Genomic DNA, 23,571 nt, shown 5'->3' on the forward strand with positions numbered 1-23,571 from the left:
CGCGTAATTCTCCTTACTATTGAAGTCCATTTAGTCAATATTAGTCATTTTTAAAGGATCAACCCATTCATCGAACTGGTCAGCAGTAACTTTCCCTGATTTGATTGCTGCTTCTTTTAAAGTAGTTCCAGCCTGATCAGCTGACTGAGCAATTTTGGCGCTATCATGATAACCAATATGCGGTGACAAAGCTGTAACTGTCATTAAGGAATTATCAACCAGTTCCTCCATGCGTGTAGCATTGACAGTTAAACCATGAATCATTTTATCTGCAAAACCTGTCATCGTTCCAGCTAACAAATCAGCTGATTCCAAGAAAGCATCAATTAGAACTGGTTTGTAAACATTCATTTCAAAATTTCCTTGGGAAGAGGCCAAGTCAACAACAACATCATTTCCCATTACCCGAACTGCTGCCATAGTAATTGCTTCGGCTTGGGTCGGATTGACTTTTCCGGGCATAATTGATGAGCCTGGTTCATTGGCTGGAATATTTAATTCATCATAACCCGCTCGTGGACCACTCGCTAAGAAACGAACGTCATTGGCAATTTTCATCAAATCAGCTGCTAAGGTTTTAAACGCACCATGAACAACATTCAAACCTGAATGAGCTGCTAAACCAGCAAATTTATTTGTCTTAGCTGTAAATTGCATTCCATAAACCTGACTCATCTTCTCTGCAATATCATCAGCAAAATGCGGGGCAGCATTTAATCCAGTGCCAACCGCAGTGCCACCCATGGCCAATTCGAACAAAGTTCCTTCCAACTGCTCTAAATATTGTAAATCATGTTCCAACATGCTGACCCAACCGCTAACTTCTTGACCAAATGTTAATGGTGTAGCATCCTGCAAATGTGTCCGACCAATTTTGACAGTCCGCCAATACTTATTCTGCTTAACTTTTAATTCTGCAATCAAATGTTCTGCTGCTTTTTTCACAGCAGCTACAGCTTCACTGGCCGTGATATTCATCGCTGTTGGAAAAATGTCATTTGAACTTTGTCCACGATTAACATCATCATTTGGCAAAATTTCAATTTGATTGTTAATTTGAGCAGCCTTGTTAGCAACTACTTCATTAACATTCATATTCGTTTGTGTACCCGAACCAGTTTGATAAACTTTTAACGGAAAGTCTTGCCTTAATTCGTTGTCTGATAAAGCCAATAACTGATCAATTGCTTTAGTAATTAATTCACTTTTAACTTGATCAAAATTGCCTTCAGCCAAGTTCGCCTGGGCAGCAGCTTTTTTTAATTGCAATAAAGCCTTAATTAATGGCAAAGGCATATAATTTCCAGTAGGAAAATTATTGCGGCTACGCTCTGTTTGTGGTCCCCATAAAGCAGTTGCTGGAATCTTAACTTCTCCCAAGGTATCTGATTCAATGCGAAAATCTTTTGCTGTCATTTCATGCCCTCCTAAGTTATCCTTATCCAATAAACTATTGTTAAAAAAATCACAATCAATTACAATCAAATAATATGCTGAAAAGCAGATTATAGTCAAATTCCACCATGATTATTAATTTATTTTATAATATCATTGAAAAAAGCTTTAAATCAATGATTATCGTGCTTGTATCTTTAGAAAACAAGTCTAAAAATTTAGCAGCAGAATAAAATTTATTTTATTTTTTTTCGTTGCATGCTAAAATAAGTTATAAAATTCACATATAATTGAGGTTAAGTACATGCTTAAATTACACGATCTCGCCTACTTTTGCAGTTTATATCGCTTGAAAACTTTTACTGCAGTCGCTAAAGCATTTAACGTTGAACAACCCACGGTTACTTTAGCCATAAAACGTTTAGAGACCAGTTTACAAGCCACTTTAGTTTTCCGAAATCGTTCTAAAGGAATCATTCAGATTACTCCTGCTGGCGAAATTCTCTACCGCCATGCTAATCGAATGCTGCAAGATGCTAACCTAGCACAAATTGAAATTAAACAATATGCTAATCATAAAATTCGTTTTGGTTTGCCACCAATTATTGGCAGTTTATATTTCCCCCAAATTGTCAATGAGGTTATTCAAACTGGCTTGTTGAAAAATCTAGAAATTGATGAAACTGGCTCACAACAGTTATTAAACGATTTACTAGGTGGTAAAATTGATATTGCTTTATTAGCAACTCTGCTACCTGTTAAAAATGACAGAATCAAGATTGATTTTCTTGGTAGCCGAAATTTCTACATTATCTCGGCAGTTGACCATTGGTTAGCAACTAAATCAACTGTTGATTTTCAGCAACTTAAAAATGAATCTTTTATTTCGCTTAATGGTAAATTTATCCACGAAGAATTATTGCGACTCTATTCTCACCAAGCACATTTCAAACCTAAGGTCGTTTTTGAAACTCAAAGCATCTCGACTTTGAAGAAACTAGTTGCTAGAAATGCCGGAATTGGACTGTTAGTAGGTGATGCCGTCAACCAACACGACCAACTTTCATTAACGAAAATTGTCCCGGCTTTACCAGAAAAATTCAACATTTCCGTTGTTACGCGAAAAAATTATTTACCCGATGAATCCGAAAAAAAATTCATCGAAAAATTATTACTCCTCAAACAAAAAATGGCGTAATCTTTAAAAGATTACGTCATTTTTCAACTTGTTAACGTGTTTGCTGTGTTGAACCAGCTAGAAAATAACTTTTAACCCCAACTAAACATAATCCTATTCCAAGCCCAACTAATGCTGGAACCAACCAATCAAGTCCCACATTAGCCAGTGGTAAGTACTGATGTTGTAGATTGGTAATTGCTAAACCAAAATGACTTTGACTGACCACAGCTGGAAAAGCGGCTATCATATCAAAGAAAGCTGGCACAATCGCGAAAATTACCGTCCAAAAATAAACTTTAGGATCTCGTTTAAAAATGGTGAGTAATTGATAAAACAATTAATACCATAGCTAAAGGATAAAGGAACATCAACAAGGGCACCGACCAAGCAATGATTTGATCTAAACCAAAATTAGCCGTTAAAAATGAAGCTCCACAGCTAAGTCCCAACCAGGCATGGTAACTGACTTTTGGAAAATGCTTGTGAAAGTCTTGGGCAAAAGCAGCAACTAATCCAACTGCTGTCGTTAAACAGGTTAAAGTTAGTAAAAAAGCTAGAAAAGCTTGCCCAAAACGACCGGCGTAGAAATTTACAATTTGTGTGAAAACCACTCCACCATCTGCTGATAATTTAAACTTTCCTAGCGACATTGAACCAACTAAAATCAGTAAGACATAAATTAGCCCAATCGCTGTCATTGAAAAAAAACCTGCTCGAGCAGTTGCTAAAGCAATAGAACTAGACTTTTTCTTGCCCATCTCACGAACAGCCGATACGACTGTCACCCCAAACGCCAATCCAGCCAAAGCATCCATCCGTATTGTAGCCCTCCAAAAAGCCGTTCGTAAATGGACTGGTCAGGTACACTTTAGTTACTGGTGCAGTCGCAACTTGTCCTAATGGATTGCTAAAAGCAACTAAAAAAACTAAAAAGAGCAGTCCCCAAAAAAGCGGATTTAAAACCTTGCCAACATTTCTAAGCAAATTATTTTCTTGATAAGAAAGACAAAACGCCAGAGCAAAAAAAACAAATGAAAAAATCAATAAACCAAGATGTTCTGACGACTTGGAGAGAAAAGGTGCCATTCCAACTGTAAACAAAACTGTTGCTGTCCGCGGAGTGCCAAACAATGGTCCAATTGTAGCATGAATTAGAATCATAAATACCAAAGCAAAGACTGCTCCCAACGGCCGACCAATATCATAAACGCCTTCTGATTTTGTGATTGAAATTGCTAAAACCGAGAAAAGTGGCAACAAAACACCGGTGATTAGAAAGCCAAGTGCTGCTGGCAACCAATGTGCACCAGCCAGTTGTCCTAAATGCAACGGAAATATTAAATTTCCAGCTCCAAAAATAATCCGAATAATAGTGAGCTAATAACAAAATAACCTTTTGCGGTTAATCTTTTTTCTCCTAAATTCTGCATATTCTGACTCCTGAAATTATTTTTTAATCAAATATAATTAACCTTTTCAATATTACCCGGGAAATATCATCAAAGTCTTTGCAAAAAGAAAAGCACCCCTATAAGAACTAAAAGTTCCTACAAGGTGCTTAACAGCACTGTACCACCTTGGAATTTACAATCACATCGCTGCAACTGTCTTTCACGTGCAACCTTACTATTGTAAAATTATACGCTAACACTATAATGGGTGTTCCCAGTGTGTCTACCAAGCCTCTTCGACACAGCACTCGAAAGTGATTTTCATTTTTAACTTAGACTGCCTTCTTTCACCGAACAAGGCTCGTTGCTGAATGTTAAAACTACTTTTCTTTCTCATTGCGTTCTTTTATATTTAATCGATAAATTTAGATTAATACACATTACTTTAAATGTCGATCAGTAAATTCAAAAAATATTAGTCAAAAAAGCTAAGAAAATTGTAATAATCAATAAATCAGCTGTTCCTCCCAAGCTCAAATTATTTTGCTTGAAGTATTCTTGAGTTTGCCTATAAGCAGCTCGCCCTTTCCCCGTTTTTTGCGCTCCCAAACTAAAATAATTGCTAATTTGTTGTCGAGTGGTCTCAATAATTTTTTGATTATGATGAGCACGTTTAATTAAATTACTGTCAGCCGTATGCATAGCTAGCTGTAACAATGTATTTAGTAACCGTTGATTTAGTTCCTCAGCAGCCGAATTTGTTCTTTTTAAATACGGCAACCCCCAGTTGATAATTGTTGGAAAACCAGCTTGAACCTCGCCACGGATTCCGGTTAAACCATATTTCAGATATTGCTTTTGTCCGGCGGTTAAATTTTCCGCCGTTTTTTGAGTGAGTTTAGCAAAATCCTTTTCAACCAACTGTGAACACATTGCCTTAACAATTGTCAAGACCTCATCAACAGTAGGAAAATACCGCTGCTGGCTTGCATTAGCTGTTGCAGTCACAATAATCCCTAGAGAAAAAATTGCTCCTTTATGCGTATTAACTCCGCTCGTTGCAGCAAACATCTTTTTCTCTGCTGCCATGCCCAGGGGACGAATTTTAGTCAAAAGTTGTTGATAAGCGTTTGATTCAAAACTCCAACCGGCATCAAAACAAGCATCAAAATAGTTTTTCAAACTCAGTGAGCTATCAATAAACATAAAGGCATTCATATCCGGATGTGAATCGTGATTACTCGGATCAACCAACCCAGGTTTAGGTGTGACGGTTACTTCGTATAATAAACTTTTCACTGCAAAATTGACTATTTTTTCTCGATAATCATGTAAATCTGCTTTAGTTTCTTGAAAATCAAGCCACTTTTTCTCAATTATTTTCTGTAGTTCCGCCACAGAATGATGGCGTGAACGGGCACATTCTTTAGCTGGGCGATTGCAAAGGAGACACTGGCGGACAGGCAAATCGATGTCTTTTCTTGATATTGAACCTTTTTGAGTCAAAACATCCACATCAAATAATCTTCCCAACGAATAATTTTCTTCAAAGTCAACTGCTATTTGTTTCAAATCATATCCTGAATTTTCAATCACTAAAAAAGCTGTTACTCCAACTGGTCGACGCCAAATATACTCATCATAAACAGTGCTATTTATTTTGGATAAGTTCGATCTAAATGCCTTATAGCCAACCGTAAACAACTTATTAATTTCCGAATTATATTTAATTTCTCCAGGAATATTCAATTTAATTACAACTAAAGAAAACTTAGGATACAACTGCAGAAGTTGACGCTGGAAGGCTACTCGTTGGTCTTTATCCCGTAATACATCGTTAATCGTTTGCGACTGTCCACTAGAAAATAACATTTTGCGCCCTCCTGAATTTTATATGTTATATGTATCTAAAAAAATTGGTTATTTCGTTTTAATTCCCAATTTTTTTAGTAAAATGAACCTATCTTACGCTAGCCGCTTAGTTAATCTTTAATTTGTTTAACTTGATCAATAATACTGCCATCACGATATTCAATCAAAGCGACTACTTTATCTTGATATTCAAGTGGTTTAGGCGTTCCAACTTGTTTTTGAGCCAATTGTTGCAATTCTTCAATCGTATAAATTGGCAGCCCGGGAACTTGACTTAAAATTTTAATTAAATCGGTCCGTTTAGGATTAATTGCAATGCCGACTTCTGTGACTAAAACGTCAACTGATTCACCTGGTGTCACAATAGTCGTAACATCTGGTGTGACAGTTGCAATCCTTCCTCTAACTAGAGGAGCACAGATAATTGTTAATTTGGCCGTTGCTGCATCTTGATGCCCACCAACAGCACCGCGAATCACACCATCTGAACCAGTCATGACATTGACGTTGAATTTAGTATCAATTTCCAAAGCACTTAGAATCACAACGTCTAATTGATCAACCATTGCTCCTTTATTGTCAGCATCTGCGTACCATGATGCATCGATTTCTTGCTGATTTGGATTAGAGTGCATCGAATCTGCCGCACCTTTATCAAAATCTTGTACATCCATTACTCGCCGAACTAAACCTTCCTTCAACAAATCAGTGGTTGGTTTTGTAATTCCACCTAAGGCAAAAGAAGCTTTAATTCCATTGTCAATCATTGATTGTCGTAAATAACGAGTTACTGCCAGAGCCGCACCGCCAGAACCTGTTTGAAATGAAAAATCATTTTTAAAATAAGGTGAATTAACAATCACTCGATTCACCATTTCAGCAATTCTTAATTCTTTCGGGTCCTTAGTAAAACGAGTAGCTCCCGAGCCAATCTTATCGGGATCACCAACTTTATCAACTTTAACCACATAATCGACTTGTGTTTGTTTGATTGAAGCTGGTGTATTTGGATAAGGAACGATATTATCGGTAATTAAAACTACCTGGTCAGCATACTGAGCATCCATCAAAGCATAGCCTAATGATCCAAAGACTGCATCACCAAACCGACCATTGGCATTACCTAAACGATCCGCATTGGGCACTCCTAAAAAAGCCACATCAATCTTAATCTCTCCATTTTCAATTGCCCGAGCACGACCACCATGAGACCGGAAAATTACTGGATTTTCTAAATTACCGTGAGAAATGAAGTCCCCTAAGGATCCGCGCATCCCTGAGCTGGTAATATTTGTAATTGCTCCTTTTTTGATTCCTTCAATAACTAACTCATTCATCACTCCGGTTAAAGAAGACGGGGCTAATGTTAGATTTTTTATTCCTAAATCAATAATTATTCGCATTACTTTATTGAAAACAAAATCTCCATTACGAAAATGATGATGAAATGAGATAGTCATCCCGTCTTTAACCGTTTTTTTAACTACATCTTCAAGTGAATCCACTAACTTATCTTCACCAGTTGAAACCCTGACTTTTGGTGCAACCCGTTGTTTCACCGGATGACCGATAGCTGCTCCTTGAAAAGGCTGGTAATTTAACTGATCCATTAATTTTTCATCTAATTGACGATTTACCTTATTTTTCAATGTAGTTTCCCTCCTCATCAAGCAAATGTGAAGCTTCGGCTAGCTTAATAACTCGTTGAGCTCGTAAAGCTACTGGGCGATCAACCATTTGACCATTAAGCGAGATAACACCTGAGCCTTTGACTTTAGCTTCTTTAATTGCATTAATTACTTCTAAAGCTTGTTTAATTTCTTTTTCTGTTGGTTGGTAAACCTGATTAACCATCGCAATTTGTCGTGGATTAACCAAGGATTTCCCATCAAAGCCCAATTGATGAATATGCTTAGTTTCACGGTAAAAGCCCTCAGTGTCATTCATATCAGTGAAGACAGTGTCAAAGGCTGCAATTCCAGCTGCCCGAGCTGCATGCAAAACCATATTTCGAGCAAATTCAAGTTCGGCTCCATCTGGATAACGATGAGTTTTCATGTCGGTCGTATAATCTTCAGCCGATAGGGCAATTCCAATCATCCGTTTAGAAGCAGCCGCAATCTCAGGGGCATTTAACACACCCTTAGCACTTTCAATCGCTGCCATTAAATGAATCGTTCCTACTGGAATTCCAAATTCATTTTCTGCAGCCGTGACTAAACTTTCTAGTTTCTTCATCATTTCAGCTGATTCAACTTTTGGCAAACGAATTACATCAACTTTAGCTTTAACCATTGCTTTAATATCTGCTTGATAAAATGGTGTATCAAGACCATTAATCCGAACTACTTTTTCCGCTTCACCGTAATCAACATGCGTTAAAGCCTCATAAACTAAAATTCTGGCAGCATCTTTTTCTGTTAAAGAAACAGCGTCTTCAAGATCAAACATGATTGAATCTGCACCATAAATTCCAGCATCCTTCAACATTGCTGGATTATTTCCGGGAACAAACATCATTGTTCGCCGTAATCGTTCATTGTCAGTCGTCTGTATCACTTAAATCACCTTCCAATCTAACTCTTGAGAATTGTCAATTGCCCTTTGAGCCGCAGCAATCGTCCGCGCTTTAATTACACAATCCAATGCACCTTTATCGACTGCTTTAATCTTTGCCTGTGAAATTCCAAAATCTGCTAAGGTTTTACTAATAACTTGACATATTTGATCACCAAATTGTTTCTTAACATCAGATTCAAGTTCAATTTCAATCCCCTTAGTCCCCTTAGTAATCAAAATTTGAATATCTGAAGATTCTAATGTCCCAGCTAAAGCTGTTTTTTTAATTTCCACGAATTTTCATTCCTTTCTGAATTCGATTTTTTAAATCAGCTAAATTATCCCTAATGAAGCTGAGCGTGGTTTCTGGTACTAATTCGCTTAAGTTACTTAAATCATTTTCAGCAATCATTTTTCTAACTTTTGAAGCTGAAATAACTTCACCGTTTGATAACTGACGCCGAGAAACAATATTTACCTTAATTTCAGGCACCAATATTTTTTCAAGTGTTTCATTATAAATGTTAGTCGTTCGCGATAAAGGTTCGCTGCCTAAATAACGAGTAGTAATCTTTAAATATGGAGCAATCCATTTTTTAAAAATTAAAGCATCCAAGGTGGTCTGATATTCAATCAAATCATTAGATGAATCTAAAAAGTATGCTGGAAAAGTTGCATAACTCACCATATATGAACCGCCACTAACAACTTTAACATTTTTCAAATGCTGTGTTCCTTGTTTTACCAGTTTTAATCTTTCGGCTGCATTAAATAAACCAGCATTTGTGGCAACTACGAAAACATACACTAAATCATTTTTCTGAGCCGCCTGTTCAACTAAAAATTTATGTCCTAAGGTAAACGGATTGGCATTCATTACAATAGCTGCAGTTTTTTTTACTGGTTTTTCAGGTTGCTTAATATCAGCTAAATAGGTAGCGATGTCTGGAAACCCACGTTCTAAAACTGCCCCATATGCAGAAATAGCTAGTGATTTAAAACCTAAATGCTGAAAACTAGCAACATATTTTGGCTTGGTAAAAACAAAAACATGGAAAATTCCTTGCAGTGCCAAACGACCAATTAATTCAGAAACAATTGAATTAAACTCTGATCCAGTTCCAATTGAGTCTGCCGAAACAGCAATATACTTCAAAACATTACCTGCTAAGGAACCAGTTGCCAGCAACTTTTGATTTTCAAAAATACCAATTGTCAGATCGACCTGGTCAACTTCTGCCGTACTAAAATTTTTTATTCCCGCCTGTTGCAGAAAATTCTTCCATAAATTAAAATCTTCTGGATTAGTTAAGTTAAGTTCTTTAGTTTTTTTTGCCATTCCGTCAACCTCAATCTAAATACTCTGAATTACCATAATAACAGGAACAACTACAATGAACAAAACTGAAGTTGCTACTACCACATTAGTTGCAAATTTAACATCCCCATGATAGTTACTGGCTAAAATTGGCAAAACTGCTAATGATGGTGTAGCTGCTTGAATTATCAAGGTTTTTTGGAATATTCCATTCATTTGCACTCCAAATTTTAAACCTGCAAAAACAATCACGGCCATAATTATCGGTGAAATAATAAATCTTCCAATTAATGTTAAAATCAAGTGGAAATCAAACTTTATACTTGAAATTCCAAATTTTTTCAACATTATCCCAATATATATTAGTGAAAGTGGTGTTACTAAACCACCAACATCAGTTAAAGTCATCGACACAAAATTTACTAATAAATGTGTTTTCAGCCATGGAATATATACAAAAGGCAATGCCACAATAAATCCCCATAAAGGTGCCGGAATAAGGTGGTTTAAATCAAAATTAACCTTTTTTCCATCTTTTTGATTAACTGTTGGATCATCTGCGGCAATAATCCAAATCCCTAATGTCCAGATGATAACCGTATTAACAATATAATATACTAACAAATAAGGGACCGAAATTTCTCCAAACAAAGCAACATTCAATGGCATCCCAATAAAAACTGTATTAGCACCGTTAATTGCAGTCATCATTAGTCCACGGCGACCGCGAGGAACTTTAAATGCTTTTATTTCTAACCATGAAACTAAATAACCAACTAAAATTGAAATAATTGTATAAATTAACCCAGTTGACAATTTAGCTAATTGATCCGGCTTAAAAAACTGCATCATCGCCATGAAAATTGAAGCTGGTAAAGCAACTTTCATGATTAATTTTGAAATTGACCCTGAAAAGTTATCATCAAACCAGTTAAGTCCTTGAGTAAAATAACCAACTGCTATCATAATTAGGATAGCCAGCACACTTTGAATCGAAGTAACAAAAACACCCATTCTCGATACCTCCTAGAGGCACAAGATAAAAATTTATTGTTTTTTTAGAGACAACTATTTTGTCTTAAGCCACTAAACTCTCTTATAATTTGCAACTGCATCTGATACTTTTTTAGCTACATCTAAATCAAAAACACCTGGAATAATATCATCATTAGTTGGCTTAGGTACTAAATCAGCTAAGGTCTGCGCAACCAATTTTTCTAATGCAAAATCAACATTATTTAAATGGCTCTCTAATAAGCCGCGGAACAAACCTGGAAAAACTAAAATATTGTTGATTTGATTAGGATATTGACTTGAGCCAGTTGCGACAATTTTTGCTCCCGCGTTTAAAGCAGTTTCCGGTAAAATTTCTGGGACTGGATTTGCCAAAGCAAAAATAATTGGATCAGCGGCCATTTTTTTTACATCTTCAGCTGTTAAAACATTAGCATCTGATAAGCCAATAAAGACATCTTGATCGGTAATTGCTTCACTCAATTTTAAGCTGCCTTTTTGTTGAACCTTTGCTGCCAAATCACGTTGATAAGTGTTATAGCGAACATCCATTGGATCAATTGAGCCATATTTATCAACCAAAGTTAACTTTTTAACACCACAATCCAGCAATAACTTAGCCGTTGCTACACCAGCAGCCCCAACTCCATTAATCAAAATCTTTAAATCTTTTAACGACTTATTAACAACTTTTGCTGCATTAAACAAACCCGCCAAAACAACGATCGCTGTTCCTTCTTGATCATCGTGATATACAGGAATATTTAATTGTTTTTTTAATTGTTCTTCAATTTCAAAACAGCGCGGAGCCGCGATATCTTCCAAATGAATACCAGAAAAAGACTTGGAAATGTTTTTAATTGTCGTCACCATTTCTGAAGATTTTACCTGATTAAGACAAAGTGGTAGCGCGGTCACTCCAGCCAATTGTTTATAAAGAAGTGCCTTGCCTTCAACGACTGGTAACCCAGCTTCTGGGCCAACATTTCCTAATCCTAACACCGCTGTTCCATCGGTTATGACTGCAACCAATTTACCGCTAACCGTATACTTAACTTTTAAACTAGGATTTTTAGCAATTAACTTAGACAATTTGGCTACGCCAGGAGTATAAGCTTCGCCTAATTCTTCTCGATTATCAACCGGAAGTACTCCTTCTACTTCTAAGACACCAGTATGTTTTTCATGGAGCAATTCGATATTTTCTGCCATTTGCTGACAACCTCTCTTTAAGGAACAATTTGCTGTTAGTCTTGTCAAACGCGTTTTAACTTTCTTAACACATCCACTATATACCTATTTTTAAATTTTGTAAATTATCCGTATTAATTTTATAAAATTAAAAAACGATTTTAATAATTTTTAATTTTATAAATTATATCCACAAATATTGCACATTACAAAAAACTAATAATTCTTCAGATATGCTATACTTTATTCAGTATGAAAGGGGCTTGATTATGCAAAATGACAATTATAAATACCAAGAACAGCTTGCAGCAATTGCTCAAGATTTTTACTTATCTCGTTTAACGATTTCTGAACTCTCAACAAAGTATTCTTTAAGTCGCTATCTAATCAAAAAATCACTTGATGAGGCAATTTCCTCTGGATTGGTAACTGTCAGCATCAACTCTCCCCTGTCAAGAAACTTTGCTCTTGAAATGCAATTTCAAAAAAAATTTGGCCTTAAAAATATTTATATCATTAAAGATTCCAGCAATCCTGAAGAAGATCAGAAAAAAATTATTGAATATGCCGCTGAACAGTTACAGCTTTTGATTAAGAAAAGTAAAGTTGTTGGCCTCGCATGGGGTGGAACTGTTTATAACGTAATCGATCATTTTAAAAATCAAATTCAAGCTGATTTAATTTTTACTCAATTTATGGGAGAAAATATGAAATATCATTCGCAAGCTGGCTCAATGCGAATGGTTGAAAAAGCCGCCAATAAATTCAGTACTGGGTTCACCACCCTTGCTGCGCCATTGTATATTATCAATAAAAGATTAAAAAACGAGCTTCGCCAAGAACCGGCTTTTAAGCAAACTTTCATCTACGCTTCTCGAATGGATTTAATTTTTACCGGCCTTGGGACATTAGCTTCAATTGACTCAATAGCCTGTTGGAAACAAAATAAAAAAGCTATTTTCCCTGGTGTTGATCAGGAAAAAATAGCTGGTATTTTATATGGTCGTCCTTATGACATCCAAGGAAACTTTTTAGTTTCAAATGAAACAGATACTGTTTTCGGAGCTGACATTGATACGATTCTAGCCGTTCCACATCGACTAGCAATTGTTAAAAGTAAGTTTAAAGCTAAGGCTGCCCTAGGTGCCCTGCGAGGACACTTAATTACTGATTTAGTAATCGACGAAGCAATCGCTAACCGAATCTTATTAGAAGCTAGTATTAGTTAAATTAGCTGATTACCGTTGATCACTGATCCAAGTTAATCCTTTTAGCAATGCTTGATTAAAAACTGCCGATTGTTCAGCCATGACGAGGTGTCCTGCGTTTAAGATATTAATATAGTCAGTCATTGGAGCAATCGCAGTAATTGCTGGAGCAAAATTACAATCAAAGTAAGGTGAGTAAGCACCGGTAATAAAATAAATAGGACATTTTGATTCGACAATAACATCTCGCCAATCTTGAAAGGCATTATCAATCAATAATGCTTGATTGGCTGATGAATTAGTCGAATTATTTTTTTTAACTTCTGTTATCTTTTCTTTGATATCTGCTTCAATTCCGTGCCAGGTTGGCGATGGTAAAGGCAATTTTAATAGTTCGGGAAAGCTTTCCCATGTCAAATTCTTTAACCCATAGTGCCAAGTCTGGTCATTAATCATCTTAGGTGATTGATCGACATCAATTATACCTAATAGATTAACCGAACCATATAGTGCCAGATAAGCAAATGAAACTGCCGCTCCCATTGAGTGTCCCACTAAAAATATCTTAGTGATTTTTAAATAATCCAGTAATTCCTGCAAATCAGCCGCCAACTGAAAAACTCTCTGTCCACGATAAGTTCGTTGCGATTCTCCTTGATTACGAAAATCAAGAGTTAAAACTCTGAAGTGGTGTTGTTTCAAAAAAATCAGTTGTTTAAACCAAATTTGGCGATTTTCATTTATTCCTGGTAACAAAACAACTACCAAACCGGTTCCTGAAAAATCATAAGATAATCTAATATGATCCCGCGTTTTAAAAAACATGTAAATCTCCACCTGACTAATAGTATTATTACTTGGTAGAATTCTTAATTTCCTTCAAATAAACTTTTTTTAGTTTGCGCCGCTTCAAAAATAATGGCACCTGTTCAGTCCGAACATCACTAAATTGTAAACCAAACCACTGAATTGGTGTTGTACTATGATTTTGCAAAAAAATTCGTGCTGAAATCAACCAGTGTTTCCAAGCTGGTAAAGCAGTGTCAACTGACAATAGTTCACGAATCATAATAAAACAAAAATCACCAATTTGTCGACCCGCTAAAGTCGTATATTTTTGCGGCTGTTTATCAATTGCTCCTTTATTAATTAAATCGTTAACGACTTGACGCAAATAGCCGCTGATCTGATGACTTGTTTTAAAACCTAAATAAAGTTGTAGATTAACTACATTTCGAGTTCCCATCATATCAACCGTATAATAACTAGTATCTGGTTCGTCTGTCGTATTAACTGTCACAAACCAATAAACTTTCGCTCTTTTTGGCTGTTTATCCAAAATCGAGTACAAAACTTCTCGCTTAACACTATAATCAGGTTTAACCTTTGCCAGCATAACTACATTACTCATAAAAAGCGGAATGCTAGTATCTTGGGATAGCTCAATCAATTGTTTGCGGTATTTAAATAGTGAAACCTTTTCCGATTCATCCATTAAATTATCACGCATATGATTGCCAAAATACCAGATAATCATCACGGTCAAAATCAATAGCGTTAATAACAAAGTAATATAACCACCACGCATAATCTTAGTTAAACTTGCCAACAGAAAAAGAATTTCAATTAATCCAAAAATAACTAAAAATACACTTGACCCAAAAGATTTTATTTTTTGCTGTAAATAATTGTGAAGTAATAACGTTGTCATCAACATTGTTAATGTAATTGCTAAACCGTAGGCAGCCTCCATGCGATCTGAGGATTGAAAATACAACACAATTAATAACGTACAAGCACATAATAACCAATTAATTTTGTTAATATAGACTTGACCACGCTCTAAACTTGGATAAGTAATTTTTAAATGGGGTAATAATTTTAACCCCATTGCTTCTTCAACTAAAGTGAACGAACCAGTTATTAAAGCTTGGGATGCAATAATTGCGGCTAAAGTCGCCAAAATAATTCCTGGTAAGCGAAACTCATTTGGTAGCATTTGATAAAAAGGATTAGTCATTAATTGCTGATTAGCAGCGTGCTTTAAAATCCATGCTCCTTGACCGAAATAATTCAAAATTAAAGCAAGATACACTAATGGCCAAGTTGCATAAATGTTTATCCGACCAACATGTCCCATATCTGAATAAAGTGCTTCCGCTCCCGTAGTAGCCAGAAAAATACTGCCTAAAATAAAAATACCCATTGGATTAGCCGATGAAAACAATAGTTGAATCCCATAAACTGGTGATAAAGCCCGCAACACACCCCAATTCGAGCTCAGATTGACTATTCCAAAAAATGCTAAAAATCCAAACCACAAAACCATAATTGGTCCAAAAGCTTTGCCAATTGATGCTGTACCAAAATTCTGAACAATAAATAAAACAGCTAAAATAATAATTGTACCAATAACAACATCAGTTTGATCATTTACAAAAACCTGTCCATGGATGGCCAATCCTTTCAGTCCTTCCAGTGCACTAGTAACAGTTACAGCTGGAGTTAAGGTTCCGTCTGCTAATAAGGCTGCACCGCCGATCAACGCTGGCAACAAAAGCCATTTGGCATTTTTTCGAACTAAAGCGTAAAGTGCAAAAATTCCTCCTTCACCTTTGTTGGACGCACTCATCGCAATTAAGACATACTTAATCGTGGTAATCAGCATTAATGTCCAAAAAATTAATGACAGACAACCTAAAATATATTCTGTTGTTAAATGCTGCTTTCCTAGATCATTTAATAACGCACTCATTACATATAACGGTGAGGTTCCAATATCACCGTAGACTACCCCTAAAGTTATTAAGCACCCAATTAATGACAGACGCCCTTTTTTCCCCATTTTCATCACTCTCTATTCTCTCGTACTTAAAATTATTCAAAATAACGTAATACAAAACCAATTATCACTAAAAGCAGACAAAGCAACAACCATTCTGGTCCAGAAATGATTGCTTTATACTCCAAAAAAGTTAAAAGCACCAGCACCAGTAAGTATACATAATAACGATTTTTCATGTCTAATCACTTCACTTTGCTGTAATTAATTTTGAATAAAACTATATCCAACACCAATGTGAGTTTTAATAAATTTAAGCGATTCGCGTTCTGGTTCAAGTTCTTTTCGCAAAGCAGCAATTGCCACGCGAAGAGAAGTGGTATCATTCAGCGGTTTATCAGGCCACAGAGTTCGCATTAAAAAACCATGTGTTAATACTTTGGCTGTGTTATCGGCCAGCAGACACAGTAAATTATACGTCGTTTCAGTTAAATTAAGCGGTTGTTGGTCTAAGTAAGCCGTTTGACTGAAAAAGTCAATTTTTAAGGGACCATTTTGATAAATACGCTGCTCATCATGCGTATTTTCCAAATAGGCCTTCCGTCTTAAAGCAACTCTAATCCGTGCCAACATTTCATTAATTGAAAATGGTTTGATCAGATAATCATCTGCTCCCTTATCTAAAGCAGTGATTTTATCTGTTTCATCACTGCGAGCCGAAATTACAATAATTGGTGTTAATTGATTTTGACGAATTTTTTCAATTACTAATACCCCATCTATGTCTGGCAGACCCAGATCGAGTAAAATCACAGCTGGTTGAAACAAGCGTTGACTCGCCAATGCTGTTTGTCCATCCCTAGCCCACTCAAATTGATATTGATTTGCTTTCAATGTCATCGTTATCAAGCGACCAACCTCTTGGTCATCTTCGACTAATAAAATTCGTGTTTTACTCATTTCTTTCCCTCCATAATGGTAACGTAAACCAGAATTTAACCCCTTGCGGCTGAACATTTTCCGCTCCAATTTCACCACCACAGATTGTTATAATTGCTTGACAAAGTGCTAGCCCAATTCCAAGCCCTTTGCGACCAGAATAAGCATTGGACTGACTGTAAAATAACGTAAAAATTTGTTTTAATTGTCGATTTTCAAGATGTGGTCCATTATTATAAACTGTGATTTTTGCAAATTGCTGATTAAGCTGAATTGCATTTAAATAGATTTTAGCTGTTGGGGGAGTGTATTTCATCGCATTATTTAACAAATTAACTAAAACTTGAACGATTAGCTGCCCATCCGTTGCCACTAACAAACTAGGGTCTACCAAATTTGTCTGGATTTTTCGTTCTTCTGTTTTTGAAACACTGTGGCTGAGAGCCGCTTCAAAAATATCAGCTAACAATTCCGGACTCTTTTTAGCTTGAAGTTCGCCACTGTCAACTTTAGTCATCGCTAATAAGTTCTCAACTAAATCAATCAACCAAGCCGCATCATGATTGATTGAACGATAAAGTTCCTGCCGTTGGTCACTTGTCAGAGAATACTCTGCCTGCAGCAAAACATCAGCATTCCCATAAATTGCAGTTAATGGTGTCCGCAAGTCGTGGGAAATCCCCCGCAAAAGATCTGATCGCAATTTTTCTTGCTTAACTTGAGCTTCAATCTTTGTTTGTCTTTGCAAATTCAAGTTGCGTTGAATCGCTTGTTCGGACTCTTCACAAATCGAAACTGCCAGGTTAAAGGCTAGCATATCATTAAAGCTACGTCTTTTTACAGCAATTGCAATCACGGCAATCGTCTGCCGTTGATTTTTTAACGGTAAATAAATGAAATCACTGTGCGCTTCAATCTTAGTTCCCCAACCTGCACGCGCATGATTCTCAAATGCCCATTTTAAAGCTTTTTGTTCCTTTAATTGTTGAATTTGTAAAAAGTCAGCTGCAATATTTCCGCCAAACTTTAATGGTGCTGTTTCTGTTGCCGAGCGAAAAATAAATAGATTACAGTTCAGTAATTGGTTTAACTGTCGACCCGTTACTTGCAATATCTCCATTACCTCTTCGCATTGTTGGAGTAGGCGATTAGTTTGTAACAAGATTTCCGTTCGGTGTGCCCGTCGCGCATCTAACTCTGCTTGAGTTTGAATTTTCGTCGTCCAAGAACTGCTAAGAACAGCGACAATTAACAAGATTAGGAAAGTAAAAATATTGTTTGGGTTGCTGCGAAATGAACCCAAGGGAACCGTAAAGAAAAAATCATAAACAAACGGAATCAATAATGAATATAATAAGGCGTAACTACGCTGATGCGTCACCATTGCAGTAAACATCACGCCTAAAATATAAATCAAAACTACATCTAATGCATCAAAGCCCAAGAATTTTAGGAATAGTCCTAATCCAGTCGTCACAATTAAAATTCCTACTGTTTGTAGTAACTGTTTCCAATTAAAGTTTTGTTTGACAATCTCAGCAATTTTTAAACGGTGCTGCTTATTTGATGAAATCGTTGACTGATTACGATTGAAAACAACTATTTGATCAGCTTCTGGAACTAACTGATTGAGTTGTTTGAGCAAATCGTTTTTGCCAAGTCTAAACCAGATTGACTGATGATTACTGCCTAAAATGATTTTAGTTATTCCTTTTTCCTTAGCATACTCTGCAATCAATCGCGCCCTCGCAGTTCCATAAAGCGTTGTAACTTTTATGCCTAAGCTGGCAGCTAAATTAAAATTTTGAGTTAATTGCTGATCATCTAGTTCTGTCAAAGTTTGACTAATATAAATTCCTACCAAATCTGTTGCTTGGTTTTCGGCTAGTTTGGCGGCTGTTTGAATAACCTTCTGATTGCTTTTTGATCCTGAAATACAAACCAAAAATTGTTTTGTACGCTCAGTTGCTTTCTCAAATTGTTTTGTCACTTTTCCCGCCCTCTTCCACTAGTTCGCAATTGACTATAACAAAATCTTTGTTAAGATGGTGTTAATTTATTTTTTTTAAGCAGAAATTAATAAAAACAGTTGAGACAAAATAAGAATCTTGTTTCAACTGTCTAGAATTTTTTAAGCCACTAAAATTATTTTTTTGAAAAATAGCCACCGTTTACTTTTAAAAATTTAATTTTGCTAACTCTAATTTAATTTTTTCATCTTGATAATTTCCTTGAGCACTTATTCTCCCATGTTGAAGAACAATAATTTGATCCGCTTTTTGAAATGCTTCTAAATTAAAACTATGTGTAATCAACAAAAAGCCCATTTTCATTGAAAAAAGATCATGCAATAAAGATGCCGCAATCCGCGGGTCTAAACCGGTAGTCAATTCATCAAAAATATAAAATTGATAATTACGCAAAAAAAGTCGGGCCAAAGCCAGCCGTTGACGTTCCCCTCCTGACAATAATGAACTCTGATCACTAACCATTGTTTCCAAAGAATGCTGCTGCAACCATTCGGCTAATCCAGCGTGCCCCATAGCTTGCTCAAGCTCGCTATTCGAAAACCGATCTTCAAACAGATTTAAATTTTCGCGAACTGTCCCTGAAAAGACATGTCCACGTTGCAGCAACAAACCAATTTGTTGATAAATATCTTTTCGAGCTAATTTATTTACCGGTTGTCGATTCAAATCTACAGAACCAGAACAAGGAGCAATTTCGCCAAGTAATAATTTTGTCAGTGTTGTTTTGCCACTTCCGCTTGCCCCAACTAACAAATATTTCTTGTTTAATTTCAATTCCAAATTTATCTTTTTTAAAATTGATTGTTGTTTTACTTCATAGCTTGCTGATTGCAACTTAAATACCTTATTTGGTAAAAATTGATCTGTCAGCAGCAATGGTACCGTTCCAATTGAAGCATCGGCTTGAAGAAATTCAACAAGTTTAACGGCCGCTTGATGTCCACTAATAATTAAGGGAATAATTCGTGTAATTTCAAGCAACGGATAACTTAAATAACCACTAAGTGTGCTGAAAACCACCATTTGTCCTAAGTTCATTCTTCCTTGTTGCACCATGATTGCTCCTAAAATCCAAGTTGAAATATAGGTTAGATCACTCAACAGCATTGAAACTCCAAGACTAAAGCTTGACCAGCGAGCATTAACTTGCTGTTTTGCCAATAATTTTTGATTACTAAGCTGGTGTTGTTTAATCGCTGCTCGACCAGCTAAAGCAAATTTTAAAATCGGTAAGCCACTCAATAAATCAGTTACTCGTGAAGTATAACGATCAATTTGTTTAACAACAGCGGAAGAAGAGGTAGTTAACTTTTTCTTTAAAAGAAATGGGAAAACTAGTGCTGGCAAACTCAAAAGAACTATAACTAAAGTAATCACTGGGTTAAGTGATATAGTAGCAATCATCGCTAAACTAATTTGAAAGCTGTAACTCACCAGTAATAATAGTTGTCCATAATAGTTTTCAACCACATTATCGGTTTGTTTAGTGACTTTGGCAACTAGTTCTCCCACCGAAAGCGAATAACTTTTGGACGTTAAATGATATGCTTGTTCCATCAAGGCTGCTCGTAATCTTTGCGCTGTATGCAATTTAAGCATTAACCCAAAATAGTTATCTAAACCGCCAATGTTATCCATTATTATCATAAAAACTAGAATTCCACTGCCTAGCAAAAATAAATCAAAATGTTGTTTGCCCTGAGCAACATTAATAATCAACTGAAAAACAAATGCCCAGCAAACATACATCGTCTGTGTAACTAGCCTCACTAATAGCATTCTGAAAAATTCTTTTTTATCAGATATTAAAAACCGTAACATAACCTGCCTCCTGTTACGGTCCTAAATATTTAACTGTTTAACTTTTTTCTACACAAAAAGACCGGCAGAATCCAGTCTCGTCTTTAGGCGGGAAGAAACAGTGAAAAAATTTAGGACCGCACAAAATAATCCCGTTTTTAACGGGTACTATCTAGTTGCAATTTCCTAAATTCTTATTTTCACTGCTAACTCCCCCTCATTTAAATTAACGTCAGTATACAGCGCTTAATCAACTTTAGCAAGTTTTTCTAAGTAAATTGTTTCGAATGTTTTTATCGAAAGTTACTCCGACTGTTTTTTTTACTTTCTTAATCTTAAAAATAAATTACAATTAGCTTGACTTTTGACCTTTTATCGTGTGATACTATCAATGGTGCCAAACCACGGTAAGGGTAAGCGATCGGCGCATTTGCGTTCCGAAGGTTGCCGCACCTTACCACTAACATCCTTATGCTTTGCGTAGGGATGTTTTTTTATCGGAACATAGCCTTCCAAACCAACAAAGTAAGAATTCATAATTCTTTGTTAAATCTGTTCAACAAATTGACTTGGTTTTAATCAATGGTTTAAAATTAAGTCTTAGTTAATCCAGAAGGGATGGGTCATTTTAATGCAAAAAATCAAGACGTGGCTAAGTACACGTTGGGGCTTTTTCGGATTGCTAGTTTTTCTTTTCTGGTTAAAGACGATTGCAGTTTATTTAATCGATTTCCGCTTAGGTGTTAGCGGTGTCATTGAATATGCAATTTTATTTTTTAATCCGTTAGCCACTACCCTTTTACTGCTAGGTGCTGCGCTTTATATTAAACGTACAGTTCCAGCATATCTAACCATTATGATTATTTACATAGCCAATACAGCATTATTGTTATTTAACGTTATTTATTATCGCGAATTTACCGATTTTATGACCTTTAATGTTATTTTTGGCTATTCCAGTGTTTCTGAGGGACTAAGTACTAGCTCAGTAGCTTTGCTCAAACCCCAAGACTTTGTAATTTTTGTTGATTTCTTAGTAATTTTGCTGGGCTTTTTGACAAAAATCATTAAATTAGATCGTCGACCAATACCATCACGTCAAGCGGTTGCGCTGACATCTTTTGCTATTTTTTTGATTTTTTTCAATATCACTTTAGGCGAAGCCGAACGGCCACAGCTACTAACTCGAACTTTCGATCGCAGTTATTTGGTTAAATACCTAGGCTTAGATGCTTTTACTTTTTACGATGGGATCAAAACTGCTAAAAATAACCAAGTTCGTAGCGAAGCTACTAGCAGTGACTTAAATAAAGTTTTAAACTTCACAAAAAAGCATTACGCTTCACCTAATTCAAGCACTTATGGACTTGCTAAGGGAAAAAATGTGATTGTCATTCATTTGGAAAGCTTCCAACAATTTCTAATTAACTACAAACTGAATGGTCAGGAAGTTACGCCTTTTTTAAATAGTCTATATAATGGCAAATCAACCTACAGTTTTAGTAACTTTTTCAACCAAGTCGGACAAGGAAAAACTTCCGATGCAGAAAACATGTTAGAAACTAGCATCTATGGGTTACCACAAGGATCACTTTTTTCTGCTTTAGGAACCGATAATACTTTTGAAGGAGCGCCAGCTATCTTGAATCAACGTGCTGGCTATTCTAGTGCGGTTTTCCATGGGAATAAGGGTTCTTTTTGGAATCGCGACAATGTATATAAAAACTTGGGTTATCAGTATTTCTTTGACGCCAGCTATTATAATACAAATGCTAACAATTTAACCGAATATGGCCTAAAAGATAAATTACTGTTTCATGACTCTATTAAGTATTTGGAAAGAATGCAGCAACCCTTTTACGTTAAATATATTACTGTTACCAACCATTTTCCTTATTCATTAGACAAGAAAAACACTAGTTTCCCTGCGGCTAATACTGATGATGAATCGGTCAATAATTACTTTGTTACCGCCCATTACTTAGATCAATCTGTTAAGGAATTTTTCGATTATCTGAAAAAATCTGGTTTATATGATAAGTCAATTGTGGTAATTTATGGTGATCATTATGGAATTTCTGACTCACGAAATTTAAAATTAGCCTCATTACTCGGCAAGTCAGCTGATACTTGGAATGATTTCGACAATATGCAACTTCAACGAGTTCCTTTTATGATTCATATTCCGGGCTTAAAAACTGGTGGTGTGCAAACAACTTATGGAGGAGAAATTGATGTTTTGCCAACCTTACTACATTTATTAGGTATTTCTTCCAAACGCTATATTCAATTTGGAACTGATCTTTTTTCAAAAAAACATGATCAGACAGTGGCATTTCGCAATGGTAACTTTATTACTCCAGAGTATTCCTATGTCGATGGTGCAATATACGAGAATCAAACTGGCGAAGAAATCACTCATCCTTCAAGTAAATTAGCCGCGAAGGTAAAACAAGCTGACCAACAGGTTAATACTGAATTATCCCTTTCCGATTCGTTAAATAATAAAAATTTGTTGCGTTACTACGTGCCAAAGGGATTCACACCAGTCAACCCTAAAAATTATAATTATAAAAATGACTTTGGACAACTTTTGCAATTACAAAAGTTGCTTAATAACAAGTCTACTAGCTTATGGGCCGAAAATGGCAATCATACGACTGTTTCCGATTACACTTCTGATGCACCAGAACTAAAAACAACTGATAAAAACAGTGAAAATGTTGCTCAAGCTTATTCAACAGCTAGTGAACAAAACAACAGCAGCTCTAGTAGTGCAAGCTCAAATAGTAAATAAATAATCTACTCCAAAACTAAGTTAAAAAAAGTGCTGCTATTAATCGATGAAAATCAGTTAATAGCAGAACTTTTTTTGTTCTTGCCTAATATTTG

General features: G+C 35.9%; 16 protein-coding genes and 1 pseudogene. 3 read left to right on the forward strand and 14 right to left on the reverse strand.

From position 1 onward, the window contains the following. Positions 1-30: 30 nt before the first annotated feature. On the reverse strand, positions 31-1,416 hold the full coding sequence (locus G6O73_RS06820; RefSeq protein ID WP_057886294.1) for a class II fumarate hydratase: 1,386 nt from the start codon (positions 1,414-1,416) through the stop codon (positions 31-33). A gap of 283 nt (positions 1,417-1,699) precedes the next feature. On the opposite strand from G6O73_RS06820, the gene G6O73_RS06825 reads away from it, so the two are divergent. Continuing rightward, on the forward strand, positions 1,700-2,593 hold the full coding sequence (locus tag G6O73_RS06825; protein WP_057886295.1) for a LysR substrate-binding domain-containing protein: 894 nt from the start codon (positions 1,700-1,702) through the stop codon (positions 2,591-2,593). A 31-nt stretch (positions 2,594-2,624) separates the two neighbouring features. Here the strand turns inward: G6O73_RS06825 and brnQ are convergent. The 8 genes and pseudogenes from brnQ to G6O73_RS06865 form a co-directional block, all read right to left on the reverse strand. Next, positions 2,625-4,005, reverse strand: a pseudogene (brnQ, locus tag G6O73_RS06830) (branched-chain amino acid transport system II carrier protein). A gap of 426 nt (positions 4,006-4,431) precedes the next feature. Further along, positions 4,432-5,838: a triphosphoribosyl-dephospho-CoA synthase CitG gene (citG, locus tag G6O73_RS06835; protein ID WP_057886296.1), complete on the reverse strand. Its 1,407-nt coding sequence runs from the start codon at positions 5,836-5,838 to the stop codon at positions 4,432-4,434. 110 nt (positions 5,839-5,948) lie between these two features. Continuing rightward, on the reverse strand, positions 5,949-7,487 hold the full coding sequence (citF, locus tag G6O73_RS06840; protein ID WP_057886297.1) for a citrate lyase subunit alpha: 1,539 nt from the start codon (positions 7,485-7,487) through the stop codon (positions 5,949-5,951). Further along, positions 7,477-8,394: a citrate (pro-3S)-lyase subunit beta gene (gene citE / locus G6O73_RS06845; RefSeq protein WP_261905924.1), complete on the reverse strand. Its 918-nt coding sequence runs from the start codon at positions 8,392-8,394 to the stop codon at positions 7,477-7,479. Before citE ends, citF begins: the two co-directional genes overlap by 11 nt. A 3-nt stretch (positions 8,395-8,397) precedes the next feature. Next, entirely contained in the window at positions 8,398-8,691 is a 294-nt protein-coding gene (gene citD / locus G6O73_RS06850) for a citrate lyase acyl carrier protein (RefSeq protein ID WP_057886298.1), read from the reverse strand. Further along, positions 8,681-9,736, reverse strand: a complete 1,056-nt coding sequence (gene citC / locus G6O73_RS06855) for a [citrate (pro-3S)-lyase] ligase (protein ID WP_057886299.1) — start codon at positions 9,734-9,736, stop codon at positions 8,681-8,683. The genes citD and citC overlap by 11 nt, the downstream gene beginning before the upstream one ends. 15 nt (positions 9,737-9,751) lie before the next feature. Beyond that, complete coding sequence (locus G6O73_RS06860) at positions 9,752-10,729, reverse strand: AEC family transporter (protein WP_057886300.1); 978 nt, start codon at positions 10,727-10,729, stop codon at positions 9,752-9,754. Between the two features lie 72 nt (positions 10,730-10,801). Next, positions 10,802-11,941 carry an NAD(P)-dependent malic enzyme gene (locus G6O73_RS06865; protein WP_057886301.1) on the reverse strand — a complete coding sequence of 380 codons (1,140 nt, stop codon included), beginning with the start codon at positions 11,939-11,941 and terminating at the stop codon, positions 10,802-10,804. A gap of 248 nt (positions 11,942-12,189) precedes the next feature. On the opposite strand from G6O73_RS06865, the gene G6O73_RS06870 reads away from it, so the two are divergent. After that, the gene (locus G6O73_RS06870) at positions 12,190-13,149 is read left to right on the forward strand and encodes a sugar-binding transcriptional regulator (RefSeq protein WP_057886302.1); all 960 of its coding nucleotides are present in this window, start codon (positions 12,190-12,192) and stop codon (positions 13,147-13,149) included. Between the two features lie 9 nt (positions 13,150-13,158). On the opposite strand, the gene G6O73_RS06875 is transcribed toward G6O73_RS06870, so the two are convergent. From G6O73_RS06875 to G6O73_RS06895, 5 genes are all read right to left on the reverse strand, one after another. After that, the gene (locus tag G6O73_RS06875; RefSeq protein ID WP_057886303.1) at positions 13,159-13,953 is read right to left on the reverse strand and encodes an alpha/beta fold hydrolase; all 795 of its coding nucleotides are present in this window, start codon (positions 13,951-13,953) and stop codon (positions 13,159-13,161) included. Between the two features lie 28 nt (positions 13,954-13,981). Next, positions 13,982-15,979, reverse strand: coding sequence for a KUP/HAK/KT family potassium transporter (locus tag G6O73_RS06880; RefSeq protein WP_057886304.1), 1,998 nt, complete (start codon positions 15,977-15,979; stop codon positions 13,982-13,984). 195 nt (positions 15,980-16,174) lie between these two features. Further along, on the reverse strand, positions 16,175-16,870 hold the full coding sequence (locus tag G6O73_RS06885) for a response regulator transcription factor (protein WP_057886305.1): 696 nt from the start codon (positions 16,868-16,870) through the stop codon (positions 16,175-16,177). Next, positions 16,863-18,839 carry an ATP-binding protein gene (locus tag G6O73_RS06890; RefSeq protein WP_057886306.1) on the reverse strand — a complete coding sequence of 659 codons (1,977 nt, stop codon included), beginning with the start codon at positions 18,837-18,839 and terminating at the stop codon, positions 16,863-16,865. Before G6O73_RS06890 ends, G6O73_RS06885 begins: the two co-directional genes overlap by 8 nt. Positions 18,840-19,026: 187 nt before the next feature. Then, positions 19,027-20,700 carry an ATP-binding cassette domain-containing protein gene (locus G6O73_RS06895; RefSeq protein WP_057886307.1) on the reverse strand — a complete coding sequence of 558 codons (1,674 nt, stop codon included), beginning with the start codon at positions 20,698-20,700 and terminating at the stop codon, positions 19,027-19,029. Positions 20,701-21,310: 610 nt separating this feature from the next. On the opposite strand from G6O73_RS06895, the gene G6O73_RS06900 reads away from it, so the two are divergent. After that, complete coding sequence (locus G6O73_RS06900) at positions 21,311-23,476, forward strand: LTA synthase family protein (RefSeq protein ID WP_057886308.1); 2,166 nt, start codon at positions 21,311-21,313, stop codon at positions 23,474-23,476. The last annotated feature ends 95 nt before the right edge of the window (positions 23,477-23,571 follow it).

The sequence above is a fragment of the Liquorilactobacillus nagelii DSM 13675 genome (genome assembly GCF_019444005.1).
GTDB classification, from domain to species: Bacteria; Bacillota; Bacilli; order Lactobacillales; family Lactobacillaceae; genus Liquorilactobacillus; species Liquorilactobacillus nagelii.

Bases quoted from the DNA above. Each gene is read 5' to 3' on its own strand.
- G6O73_RS06820 (WP_057886294.1), bottom strand. From the start codon at position 1,416: ATGACAGCAAAAGATTTTCGCATTGAATCAGATACCTTGGGAGAAGTT.
- G6O73_RS06825 (WP_057886295.1), top strand. From the start codon at position 1,700: ATGCTTAAATTACACGATCTCGCCTACTTTTGCAGTTTATATCGCTTG.
- citG (WP_057886296.1), bottom strand. From the start codon at position 5,838: ATGTTATTTTCTAGTGGACAGTCGCAAACGATTAACGATGTATTACGG.
- citC (WP_057886299.1), bottom strand. From the start codon at position 9,736: ATGGCAAAAAAAACTAAAGAACTTAACTTAACTAATCCAGAAGATTTT.
- G6O73_RS06860 (WP_057886300.1), bottom strand. From the start codon at position 10,729: ATGGGTGTTTTTGTTACTTCGATTCAAAGTGTGCTGGCTATCCTAATT.
- G6O73_RS06865 (WP_057886301.1), bottom strand. From the start codon at position 11,941: ATGGCAGAAAATATCGAATTGCTCCATGAAAAACATACTGGTGTCTTA.
- G6O73_RS06870 (WP_057886302.1), top strand. From the start codon at position 12,190: ATGCAAAATGACAATTATAAATACCAAGAACAGCTTGCAGCAATTGCT.
- G6O73_RS06875 (WP_057886303.1), bottom strand. From the start codon at position 13,953: ATGTTTTTTAAAACGCGGGATCATATTAGATTATCTTATGATTTTTCA.
- G6O73_RS06880 (WP_057886304.1), bottom strand. From the start codon at position 15,979: ATGAAAATGGGGAAAAAAGGGCGTCTGTCATTAATTGGGTGCTTAATA.
- G6O73_RS06885 (WP_057886305.1), bottom strand. From the start codon at position 16,870: ATGAGTAAAACACGAATTTTATTAGTCGAAGATGACCAAGAGGTTGGT.
- G6O73_RS06895 (WP_057886307.1), bottom strand. From the start codon at position 20,700: ATGTTACGGTTTTTAATATCTGATAAAAAAGAATTTTTCAGAATGCTA.
- G6O73_RS06900 (WP_057886308.1), top strand. From the start codon at position 21,311: ATGCAAAAAATCAAGACGTGGCTAAGTACACGTTGGGGCTTTTTCGGA.